Origin of the sequence: Methylobacterium sp. WL6, assembly GCF_008040095.1 — a bacterium.
GTDB lineage: Bacteria > Pseudomonadota > Alphaproteobacteria > Rhizobiales > Beijerinckiaceae > Methylobacterium.
In genome coordinates this window covers 1-2,430 of sequence record NZ_VRVH01000469.1, presented here as the reverse complement: position 1 = coordinate 2,430, position 2,430 = coordinate 1, and the positions used below count along the sequence as shown (strand labels likewise).

Annotated in this window: 2 protein-coding genes and 1 pseudogene; 1 reads left to right on the top strand and 2 read right to left on the bottom strand. The window is 62.6% G+C overall.

Annotated elements, in window-relative coordinates; all coding sequences use genetic code 11:
• On the bottom strand, positions 1 to 151 hold a 151-nt coding region (locus FV230_RS27295), incomplete at its 3' end, for a GDP-mannose 4,6-dehydratase (RefSeq protein WP_147844598.1).
• Positions 152 to 1,133: 982 nt separating this feature from the next.
• Here FV230_RS27295 and FV230_RS27290 point away from each other — a divergent pair.
• Positions 1,134 to 1,626: pseudogene (locus FV230_RS27290) on the top strand (DDE-type integrase/transposase/recombinase); the annotation flags it as partial.
• On the opposite strand, the gene FV230_RS27285 reads toward FV230_RS27290, so the two are convergent.
• Positions 1,626 to 2,430 (bottom strand): DDE-type integrase/transposase/recombinase (locus FV230_RS27285; RefSeq protein ID WP_147844597.1); only part of this gene is annotated, 805 nt, incomplete at its 5' end. The pseudogene FV230_RS27290 and the gene FV230_RS27285 sit on opposite strands and share 1 nt — an antisense overlap.

The following is a 2,430-nucleotide window of genomic DNA, read 5'->3' as shown; positions in this document are numbered from 1 at the left end:
CGAGCCACTTTAGCCGGTGGTCGAACACCCCGGCATGGCTCGAGCGCCGCACCACCCCGTGGACCGCGTAGCCCTTCGACAGCAGCAACTGCGCCAGATACGCCCCGTCCTGCCCCGTGATCCCCGTAATCAGTGCCTTCTTTTTACTCATTTTGATTTCCCATGTGATGGAACAAAATTGGTGGCATAGAAGTGCAAAGTTACGGCTTTAACATGAATTATAAGGTCTCTTTTTCGAAACGCGAGCGCTTGCCGTTAGCTGATAGAGAATTAGAGTTCAACAGCGAAATGACCTGAGATGAGTTTTGAACCGAGCCAGTTAAGAGGTTACTGCATGGTGGCGGCCATTGATGGCCGGTAAGCCAGAGCCGGGAAGGTATAGGCGCTTGAGTTCGCTACCCACGAATGGGTCGACGTGTCCATATCCGCCGCCTGCTCGAACCGACCGGGAACATCCGACCCGCCGAGGCTGAAGCGCGCTATTATTCCTAGACCGAGGTACAAACCTTGGCAGCCTGACCCAAACCAAATGGCCTCCTTGAAACTCGGCGCGGCGGCTTGCCCCCTGAAAAGTGGCTCTTCGCCGGGTTTAGTGGATCAGGCTGCGAGTAGGAAGCGTCGTTGGAGGAGATCGAGGTTGGCACGGTCGTACTTGGCGTGCTTCAGGAGCTTGGGACGCGTGATCCAAGGCTGACGGCGACGCCGAAGATCTCGAAATCGATCCCGGCGGCTGTATCGCGACGTCGCGCACGTCGGGAGCCGTTTCGCAGGTGCAGCGAGCGGCGCGGGCTTCGGCTCCGCGACAACAGCGGGTACGTATCCCACCGCTGTGGAAAGCCGCTCAACCTCAAGCGCGCCGCGCCGCCCGCCGAACACCAGTTGCGGCGCCAGTAAATCGCGACGGGCCACCACGGACACGACCGCGCCGGGCAGGAGCGTCTCATCCAGGACCGAGGCATCGGAGTCAGCCGACCAGGCCCGCCGACCACCCGCACCGTTGATGATCTCCTGGCGTATAGGCTCAAACCTACGCTCAAGTCCATACACTAGCCGATTTCCACGCCCCCCCGAAAATGGGCATCAGCATTCAAACTCGTCACGCCAACCGAAAGGGCGGACCCAGACACCGCCTACGGCCGAAGCGGGCGCGCGTCTGGCTTAACGACGGCTCGTGCCTGCGACTGCGGCCGGAGCACCCCGATCACGTCTGGTCGTACGAATTGTTCGCTCTTCGCTCGCCTTCGGCTAGTCGAGCATCGCATGCACAACGGACGCAAGTACCGGATGCTGAACGTCATTGATGACTTCACCCGCGAGTGCCTGGCCATCCGCGTCGCTCGCAAACTGAAGGCGCTGGATGTGATCGACGTACTCTCGGACCTGTTCAGCCGTCGCGGCGCTGCATGTCATGTATTCTCGGACAACGGCCCAGAACTCATCATCAAGGCCGTTCAGGACCGGATCGCATCGGTTGGCTCGACGACCGCCTACATCGAACTGGGCAGTCCGTGGGAGAACGGCTGTTGCGAGAGCTTGAACGCGAAGCTGCACGACGAACTCCTCAACCGCGAAGTGTCCTACTTGCTTAAGGAAGCCAGCGTCGTGATCGAACAGTGGCGGGCGCACTAGCTGTCTGGATGCGAGACCTCCTTGGCGTCTGCGACGATGCGGACGGCGCGTTTGATGAGGCTCGGGCTGGGCGGTCTGTAGGTGGGATTGGCGAGCGCTGGATTGGCTTCGAGACGCTGGCGCAGCACCATCGCGGGCGAGAGACCTTTGAGCACGCGCTGACGGCGACCGTTGTAGGCCGCGTTGAAGCCGCGCAGCACGATCTCCAGGTCGGCGTGGCTGTAGATCATGATGCCCAGCACCTCCCGCTGCACCCGGCCGTTGAAGCGCTCGACCATGCCATTGGTCTTCGGCGTGTAGGGACGCGTCTTGCGATGCCGCACGCCATGCCGCACGCAGGCGGCCTCGAAGGCATCGGCGGTGAAGCGGGAGCCGCGGTCGGTGAGCACGTGGGTGACCTGGAAGGGGAAGGCGTCGAGGGCGTCCGTGAGGAAGGCGACGGCCGAGGCTGTGGTCTCATCATCCTTGACGGCGAGGTGCACGTAGCGGGAGGCGCGGTCGATGGCGACGTAGAGGAAGCGCTTGCGGGTGGAACCGTCACGATCGCGCAGCTTGGGCAGGTGCTTCACGTCGACATGGACGAAGCCGACCTCGTAGTCCTTGGAGGTGCCGTGCGGCTTGCGGGCCTGCTCGGACGGCGGCAGCCGGTTGAGACCCTCCGCCTTGAGGATGCGATAGACGGCGTCCCGGTTCAGATGCGGCAGGAAGTGGCTGACGACGAAGGTCAGCGCGTCGAGGGGAAAGCCGGTAGAGCGGCGGAGCGCGCACACGATGGCGCGCTCCTCATCGCTGGCGCGCCAG